The organism is Actinomyces urogenitalis DSM 15434, from assembly GCF_000159035.1.
GTDB lineage: Bacteria > Actinomycetota > Actinomycetes > Actinomycetales > Actinomycetaceae > Actinomyces > Actinomyces urogenitalis.
In genome coordinates this window covers 366012-374966 of the sequence record NZ_DS999574.1, presented here as the reverse complement: position 1 = coordinate 374966, position 8955 = coordinate 366012, and the positions used below count along the sequence as shown (strand labels likewise).

Below are 8955 nucleotides of genomic sequence, written 5' to 3'. Positions count from 1 at the left end.
AGATTCTCTGGGCCGCCATAATTACGGCCTTGCATATAACCGTTGCCGATATCATTCCATTGATAGTTCGGGGATTTGGTCAGACTGTCATCGGCCCACGCAGGCTGCCCGTTCTCGGCATTGTCATGCGAGAGCGGACTCTGCCCTCGCGAGGTCAAAGACTCGGCCGCGATGGCCAGCTCATCCGCACGGATCTGAGCCCACTTCATGATGTCCGAGTTGACGTTGAGCGCCGACAGCGTATCGCCCGTACCCGCACCATCGATAATCATGTTCTCAGCGACCGTCGCCTTCTGAATTTCTTCGGGACTCAGCGCCGCTCGCAGCTGTTCTTCGCTTAAGTTATCAGCCGACTGACCAGTTTTTTAACATATTCATTGCGAAGCTTAGACAGAGTTTTTGCGTCGGCAATCTGCTGCTCACTCAAAGGCGTGCGCTTCGTCCCGTACACGTCCTTGTTGATCTGATCCAGATAGTCCAAGGCCTTAGCGATGTTGTCAGGCGATGTCGCACCATCTGCAGAGACGTCTGCAGCCATCGCGGTGGGAGCGCCCACACCCACTGCACCAGCCAGGACCAGGGCCGCGAAGGCAGCCAGGATCCGCCGTGGTCTCCTCATGTCATGCCCTCTCGGGATTCCTCGGTCCGCCGGGGTAGGCGATAGACCGCTCAATTAACCGTATTCTGTGGATTTTCCTTGAGTCAAGAAGCATGAGTGCCATCACCATCTTCAATCATCAGCATTCATTCACCCTCTTCCTAGCGCGACCACCCAGCCCTCACAGCCACCTCATACCCAGCTCCTGAAAGATCAAGGCCAGCGGCGCGCTTCAGCCTTCTCGTCGCCACACCGGCCAGCCGACCACGCAGGAGACACCATGAAGAACCCGTTCAGTTGTCACGGCACCTCCAGTACCGACCCTCGCCGTCGTACACGCCGCGTCAGCGGCACCCTCGCGTTCTTCACCGCCATCGCCCTGACCGCCGCCTGCGGCACCGCCGCCACCACGGACTCCTCCGCCACGTCCGCCTCCGCCGTCGCCGCAGCGGACGAGTCCTCCGGCACCGTGTGGACCACCATCTCCTCCGCGGTACGTCAGGCCTCGATCGGTGCCAGTGTGAGCGATGTCCTGGCCGCCAACGCCGACACCTCCGAGGTGGTGGCTGCCGCCACCTCCGCCGAGCAGTCCGGCTCCTGGGACACCGACTCCGCCACCACCATCACCCTGGACGGAGACTCCGCCTCCGTCTCCGGTGACGCGGCAGACTCTGTGAGCGTGGATGGCACCACCGTCACCATCACCGGCTCCGGAACCTTTGTCCTGGCCGGCAGCCTCGATGACGGTCAGGTCGTCGTCAACGCCGCTGACGCCGAGGTCCACCTCGTCCTGGACGGCGTCACGATCACCAACGCCGACGGGCCGGCCATCGACATCCAGGACGCGGGCAGCGCCGTCGTCGTCCTGGCCGAGGGCACCGAGAACGCCCTGACCGACGGCGAGACCTACTCAGACACGATCGAGGACGCCCCCACGGCCACCCTCTTCTCCTCTGACACGCTCACCATCACGGGCACCGGCTCCCTGACCGTGACTGGCAACAGCAATGACGGCATCTCCTCCAAGAACGGCCTGGCAATCACCGTTTCGCCCACCATCACCGTCACGGCCGCTGACGACGGCGTCCGAGGCAAGGACTGGCTCCTGGTCTCTGACGGCTCCTTGACCGTCACAGCCGGGGGCGACGGCCTGAAGTCCACGGAGGACGACGACGAGACCAAGGGGTTCGTCGCCCTGGGCGAGGCCGAGATCGCCATCACCTCCGGTGACGACAGCGTCTCAGCCACCACCGACGTCACCGTGGACGGCACCACCTTGTCCATCATCGCCGGCGGTGGGCAGTCCAACGCCTCCACCGTCCAGTCCCAGCCTGGATGGCAGGCCGACCCCGATGACACCGAGGACGAATCCTCCACCGACGACTCAGTCAAGCCCAAGGGCGTCAACGCTGGCGTGGCCTACTCCCAGGACTCTGGGACAGTCGCCGTCGACGCGGCAGACGAAGGCCTCCAGGGCGCCTTCGTCACCGTCTCGGGAGGCACGCTCACCATCGCCTCCGGCGACGACGGCATCAACGCCACCAACGGGGACTACACGATCGAGGGCTACGAGAACGCTGACTCCGAGTCCGACGACGGCGCGTACCTCACGATCACCGGCGGCAGCGTCCAGATCGACTACGCCAACTCCGACGGCATCGACTCCAACGGATCGGCCTCGGTCACCGGCGGGCAGGTCGTCGTGGCAGGCTCGGCCGGTTCCATGGACGGCGCCGTCGACGTCAACGGCGAGTCCGACGTCGTCGGCGTCACCGGCTCGCCGAGCGTCGCCGTCGGGGACACCATCACCGTCACGAGCTCGGACGGGACGAGCTGGACGCTGACCTCGACGATCTCCTCGGACTACGTCACGGTCCTGGGACTGACCGAGGGCACCGAGTACACGGTAGCGACGACGTCGGGCGGCTCAGCCACCGGTACCGCCTCCGCCCTGTCTGCGGGCATGAGCGGCATGGGAGGCCAGGAGCAGCCGGGACAAGGCGGTCAGGGCGGCCCGCGCTGACCTCCACCGACCACTCATTACTCGACGGACCGCCTGTGCCTCGTCTGACCACCTGATTCGCGTGAATCCAGTGGTCGGACGGGGCGTGGGTGGTCGATCGCCCCCGAGGTGGTCGACGGCGCCCGCGGTGGTCGGTCGAGCCCGCGCCTCAGGCCCGGCGCAGCCAGACCGTCGTCGCCGCAGGCAGGACGCCACCGCGTCCCGCCGCGCCTTCCTGCGTCAGCGGCCCGCTCGCCAGCAGCACCTCGCCCGCAGGCAGCTCAGCGTCCTGGTCAAAGGCCGTCCAGCACTCGACCTCGCCACGCGCGAAGGCCAGGACGTGCTCGTCGCGCCGCAGCCAGCTCAGCGGCTCGCGATTGGCCGCACTCCACAGCTGGTGGCGCAGCTCCAGTCCTCGCCGGTACAGCGCCAGGGTCGAGCCAGAGTCCCCCTCCTCGGCGTCGACGGCGTGGCTCCCCCACCCCGCCGGCTGCGGCAGGTGCGCCTCAGCCCCGCCGTCGGGCCCGAAACCGTAGCTCGTGCCCTCCGCACTCCAGGGCAGCGGCACGCGACAGCCATCGCGCCCCTTCTCCACCTCGCGGTTGCGCAGGGCGATGGGGTCCTGCAGCCGATCCTCGGGAATGTCAGGCACCTCGGGCACACCGAGCTCATCCCCCTGGTAGACGTACATGCACCCGGGCAGGGCCATCGTCAGCATCGCGCCCGCGCGAGCACGCCGCTCCCCCAACGCCGCGTCCTGGGCCGGGGACTCGCCGTCGGCCAGCAACCACAGGCGAGACAAGCGCATCTGACGCCCTGCCGGTGTACCGTCCGCACCTGCGCCCGCGTCATGAGCCTGGTCGCGGTCAGCGCGCACCTGCTCAACCACCTTCTCCTCCGGATCGAAGCCGTAGCGCGTGGCCACCCGGAAGGTGTCATGGCAGCCCAGCACCCAGGTGGTCGAGCCGCAGGCAGCCTCGTCAGCCAGACCGGCGTCGATCGCCCAGGCGTAGGAGGGCGCCGTGAAGTCAGCGTCCTGGAGCTGGAAGTTGAAGGCCTGCCCGATGGAGGCGGCGTAGCGCGCACGGCGGGCCGGGTGGACACCGGCCTCGGCGACGGCGAAGCGCGGCGGGTCGTAGGAGTCCAGCACGGTACGCCACTGGGCGTAGACCTCGTGGACCTCGTCGCGGTCAAACAGGGCGTGGGAGCCGTCGTCCGGCAGCGGCCAGTAGGGCATCTGGGCGAAGGGACGCTCCAGCTGCCCCATGTCCTTGGTCATGCCATGGGCCACGTCCACGCGGAAGCCATCGACCCCGCGGTCGCACCAGAAGCGCAGCGTGCGCTCAAAGTCCTTACGTACTGCCGGGTTGGCCCAGTTCAGGTCAGGCTGCTCGGGGGCGAAGATGTGCAGGTACCACTGGTAGGGGCGCCCTGTCCCCGGTCCGGTCAGGGGCGTACCGTCCTCAGCCTGGTCCTCCACCCGCTCCCAGATGGAGCCACCGAACAGGGAACGCCAGTCATTGGGCGGCTCCACGCCGTCCTCGCCTCGGCCCTCGTAGAAGTGGTAGAGCCCGCGCTCGGGGGCGTCTGGCCCACCCGCCAGCGCAGCGCGGAACCAGGCATGACGGTTGGAGGTGTGGTTAGGCACGAGGTCGACGATCACCCGGATCCCGGCCTCATGGAGAGCGGCGACCATGGCGTCGAAGTCCTCCAGCGTCCCGATCTCCGGGGCGACGTCGCGGTAGTCGTCAACGTCGTAGCCGCCGTCGGCCAGGGCGGAGGGATAGAAGGGCGAGAGCCACACGGCGTCCACGCCGAGGCGAGCCAAGTAGGGCACGCGGCTGGTGATACCGGCAAGGTCGCCGATGCCGTTGCCGTCAGCGTCCGCGAAGGAACGCGGGTAGATCTGGTAGACGACGGCGTCCTTCCACCACTGACGAGTCGGGGCCTGAGAGGCCTGGATGGGGTCGGAGCCGGTCGATGCGGTCGCGTGGGTCGTGCTAGTCACGGGCGGCATCCTGCCAGGTTTTGGTGTAGCGTAAAACCTGGTGGTGGCTGTGCCCGTCCCGGCGCTCAGCACTCCACGACGTTGACAGCCAGTCCCCCGCGCGAGGTCTCCTTGTACTTGGCGAGCATGTCCTCACCGGTCTGACGCATGGTCTCGATGACGGTGTCCAGGCTGACCTGGTGACGACCCTCGCCCCACAGTGCCATCCGCGCCGCGTTGATCGCCTTGACCGCGGCCACCGCATTGCGCTCGATGCAGGGGATCTGCACCAGACCGCCCACCGGGTCACAGGTCAGGCCGAGGTTGTGCTCCATGGCGATCTCGGCGGCGTTCTCCACCTGCGCCGGCGTACCACCTAACGCCTCGGCGAGCCCCGCCGCCGCCATCGACGACGCCGAGCCGACCTCGCCCTGACAGCCCACCTCCGCCCCGGCGATCGAGGCGTTGGTCTTGATCAGCGCACCCACGGCGGTAGCAGCCAGGAGGAAACGGCGAGCACCGTCGTCGTCAGCCCCGGGGATGAACTGCTCGTAGTAACGCAGCACCGCCGGCACGATCCCGGCCGCGCCGTTGGTCGGGGCGGTCACCACGCGCCGTCCGGCAGCGTTCTCCTCGTTGACCGCGAGCGCGAACAGGTCCACCCAGTCCATGCCGCGCAGAGGGTCGGCCATCGTGAAGGCGGCCGCCGGCCCGCTGGCCTGGGCCAGCAGCCGCTCGTGCAGGCCCTTGGCCCGACGACGCACCCCCAGCCCGCCCGGCAACGTCCCGTCCGCAGCCATGCCGGCCTCGATGCAGGCGGTCATGGTCTGGCGCAGGCGGTCGAGGTATCCCACGACCTCGCTCTCCTCGCGCACCGAGACCTCGTTAGCCATGACGACCTCGGACACGCGTAGGCCCTCCCGGGCGCAGATCTGGAGCAGCTCGGCCGAGGAGGAGAAGGGGTAAGGCGCCGGGGTGGCGTGAGCCTGGGCAACCACTGCTGTGGCCAGGGCACGGATCGAGGGAGAACCGGGCTTGCCGACGTCCTCCATGACGAAGCCGCCGCCCACGGAGTAGTAGGTGCGCCGCAGGATCTCGCCACCGGCGGCGCAGTAGGCGGTCAGAGTCAGGCCGTTGACGTGGTAGGGCAGGACCCGGCCGGGCAGGAAGTGGATGTCGCTGGAGGGGGTGAAGGGGATCGTGCCCACGCCACCGACCTCCAGGCGCCCCGCCTCCTCGACCTCCTCCATGAGGTTCTCACACACCTGGCTGGGCACGGTCTCCGGCTCATAGCCCGCCAGCCCCATGACGACGGCGCGATCGGTGGCGTGGCCATGGCCCGTGGCACCCAAGGAGCCGTACAGCTCCACGGTGAGGCGACTGACCGGCTCGGTGCACTGGCCCTCACCGTGGGAGGAGGCCGGTGAGGAATCGCCCCCGGCGACGTCGCCGGGGGTGAGCAGGTCCCTCACGGCAGCGTCCGCGGCAACGACTCCGGCCAGCTCCGCAGCGAAGGCACGTCCGGCACGCATGGGACCCACCGTGTGCGAGGAGGAGGGACCGATGCCGATGCGCATGAGGTCGAAGACGCTCAGCGGGCGCGAGGCCTCCTCGGCAGTAATCTCTCCCGCCAGTAGGGCCGCCGGCGTGGCAACGTCCAGGGCGGTGGGGTGCAGGGTCGTATCGACGGCGTCGGCGGTCATGGGCCCATCATGCCCGCCTCGGCCTGCGCGCGGCACTCCCCGCGCGGGCGGCTCAGTCCGTCGAACGCACGAGCCACCAGGCCGCGAAGGGAGGCACCGCGACCATGCCGTCGCCGCCACCCTCCAGGCTCGCCGCACCGGCCGGGACCGTGTCCGTCAGGACGTCGACGGCGCCGAGGACCCCGTACTCCGCCAGGCGCCAGGCTGGGATCGCCCGCCAGTCGCTGGTGACGTTGTACACGCCGACGAAGCTGCCGCGCGGGTGCTCACGCACCGTGACCAGCACGCCGTCGTCATCCACCGGGGCGACGACGGTGCGCACCTGAGCCCCCAGCTGCGGCAGGCTGGCACGTACCTTGCCCAGGTGTGCCAGGTCACCGAAGACCCGGCCGGGGATCGTCGTGGGATCGTGGCGCTGAGCCACGGCCTCCTCACTGAGCACCGGGCGGCCGGCCCAGCGCGAGTCCGCCTCATGGCCCGGCTCGGTGTCCCAGTTCGGATCGTTGAGCTGGCCGAGCTCGTCACCGCTCCACAGCACCGGGATGCCTCCCCAGCCGTAGATGATGGCGTTGGCCAGCCGCAGGGCGTCCAGACGCTGGGCGAGCCAGCCACGCAGCTCCTCCTCGCGCCAGGCCGGTGTCTCCTCCCCGATCCCAGCCACCGCCTCAGCGGCCGCCTCGATGCCGATCAACGAGGCAGCGGTTCCCGAGATGCGCCGGTCCTGGGTGACGGGGTTGTACTGGAAGACCAGGCCTCGCGCGTCAGACATGGGGTAGACGCCGCGGTACCAGTCAGCCAGGAACTGACGGTGCCAGTAGCCGTTGAGGCCGACTGCCTCGGCGTCGGCGTCGTCGATCGCCCAGCCGATGTCGTCATGGCAGCGGATATAGGTGATCCAGGTGGCGCTGGATGGCTCCACCGGCAGCGCGGACAGGGCGCGAGCGGCCAGGCGGACGTTCTTGGAGGCGAGCATCGACCACACCTGCACCATGAGGGAGTTGTGGTAGGCCAGGTCAGAGACCTTGCCGGTGTACTTGCCCTGCCCCAGGTACTGCAGGAGCTCCGTTGGCGCCACGATCGCCTCGGCCTTGAGATCCACGGCAGGGCAGGCGATGCGGGTCAGTGCCTTGAGCACCTCGGTGATGGCGTGGACCTCGGGCTGGCCCTGACAGTCGGTGCCCTTGCGCTTGATGGTGAAGGCGATGGCGTCCAGGCGCAGGACCTCCACGCCTCTGTTGGCCAGGTCCAGGACGATCTGGGCGTACTCCTCCATGATGTTGGGGTTGCGCCAGTTGACGTCCCACTGGAAGGAGTTGAAGGTGGTCCACACCCAGCCCTCGGCCTCCTCGTCCCAGGTGAAGTTCCCGGGGGCGAAGTCCGGGAAGATCTCGGGAAGAGTCTGTTCGTAGACGTCTGGCTCGGTGCGGTCGGGGAAGATGTAGAAGTAGTCGCGGTAGCGCTCCTCGCCGGCGCGGGCTCGCTGGGCCCACTCGTGCTCGCGGGCCACGTGGTTGAGCACAAGATCGACCACGAGGCTGATTCCCTCGCGGCGCAGCGCTCCCGTCAGGTGCTCCAGGTCCTCCATGTCCCCCAGGTCCGCACGCACGCTGCGGTAGTCAGCGACGGCGTAGCCGCCGTCGGAGTCACCCGGGCGCGGGGTGAGCAGTGGCATGAGGTGGAGGTAGCTCACACCCAGCTCCCGCAGGTAGGGGATGCGCTCCTCGACTCCGCGCAGGTCACCGGCGAAGCGCTCGGTGTAGGCGGCGTAGCCGATCCGCGAAGGGTCCTGCGCCCACAGCGGGTCAAGCGTACGGTCCAGGTCCAGGCGGCGCAGCCCGCCCGAGCGCTCGGCGTAGGCCTGAGCGGCCTTGGCAGCCAGGTGGGCGGCCGTACCCTCGGCCTTCTCTCCGTACAGGGTGGTCAGCCCGTCGATGAGGTCGGGATACCAGTGCGCCAGGCGCGAGCAGAAGACCTCGCGCCTGGTGGTACCCATCCCCTCCAGGGCCGGGCCGACGGCGTCCCACACCGCAGGTGGCAGGCCGTAGACGGGTGGGGTGGTCTCGGCGGCAGAGGATGTGGTGGCACTCATGCCTCTATAGTCGCCGATTTTGCTCGCGGATGGGGCCAGGAGGACAAAGACGCTCACGCAGCAGACGCGAGGTCACGGCGTGGCCACCCAGGCCTGCGCACCACGCCCTGCCGGGAGGCACGCCGCTACTCCTCACGCCAGCGCGGCGTCATGCCTCTCGCGATGCACCAGCACCTGGCCGGCATGATCCTGCACCCAGTCGCGCAGAGCCGTCAGTGGCCCGGTCAGGCTGCGGCCGAGCTCGGTCAGCTCGTAGTCCACGCGTGGCGGGACCCCGGGAGTCTGACTGCGTACCACGAGCCCGTCGCGCTCCATCGACCGCAGGGTCTCAGTGAGGACCTTCGGAGTCACGCCCCCCACCTCGCGGCGCAGCTCGCTGAAGCGACGCGGACCGTCAGACAGGACGACGACGACCAGCGGTGTCCAGCGGTCCACGACGTGGCGCAGCACCGTGCGCGAGGGGCACTGGGGTGAAAGCACGTCGAAAGCGACAAGCGGCGCTTCGTGTGTCACGGGTCATATCCTTAGTTACGTTGAGGTACCTAGTACCTAAAACATACCATGAAGCCATCGCAA

Annotated in this window: 6 protein-coding genes; 1 reads left to right on the top strand and 5 read right to left on the bottom strand. The window is 68.4% G+C overall.

Features of this window, described 5'->3' with window-relative positions; translation table 11 throughout:
• Positions 1–272, bottom strand: a 272-nt coding sequence (locus HMPREF0058_RS12525) for a hypothetical protein (RefSeq protein ID WP_169305801.1), incomplete at its 3' end; no start/stop codon positions are given.
• A gap of 606 nt (positions 273–878) precedes the next feature.
• Between HMPREF0058_RS12525 and HMPREF0058_RS01540 the strand changes: the two genes are divergently transcribed.
• Positions 879–2621, top strand: a complete 1743-nt coding sequence (locus HMPREF0058_RS01540; protein WP_050765628.1) for a carbohydrate-binding domain-containing protein — start codon at positions 879–881, stop codon at positions 2619–2621.
• 148 nt (positions 2622–2769) lie between these two features.
• Here the strand turns inward: HMPREF0058_RS01540 and HMPREF0058_RS01535 are convergent, their stop codons facing one another.
• From HMPREF0058_RS01535 to HMPREF0058_RS01520, 4 genes are all read right to left on the bottom strand, one after another.
• Positions 2770–4617, bottom strand: coding sequence for a glycoside hydrolase family 13 protein (locus tag HMPREF0058_RS01535; RefSeq protein WP_006547892.1), 1848 nt, complete (start codon positions 4615–4617; stop codon positions 2770–2772).
• 56 nt (positions 4618–4673) lie between these two features.
• Positions 4674–6290, bottom strand: a complete 1617-nt coding sequence (locus tag HMPREF0058_RS01530) for an L-serine ammonia-lyase (protein ID WP_006547891.1) — start codon at positions 6288–6290, stop codon at positions 4674–4676.
• 52 nt (positions 6291–6342) lie between these two features.
• A complete protein-coding gene (locus tag HMPREF0058_RS01525) occupies positions 6343–8379 on the bottom strand; it encodes an alpha-amylase family protein (RefSeq protein ID WP_006547890.1) in 2037 nt (678 codons plus the stop codon).
• A gap of 132 nt (positions 8380–8511) precedes the next feature.
• The gene (locus HMPREF0058_RS01520; RefSeq protein ID WP_006547889.1) at positions 8512–8892 is read right to left on the bottom strand and encodes a winged helix-turn-helix transcriptional regulator; all 381 of its coding nucleotides are present in this window, start codon (positions 8890–8892) and stop codon (positions 8512–8514) included.
• Between the last annotated feature and the right edge of the window lie 63 nt (positions 8893–8955).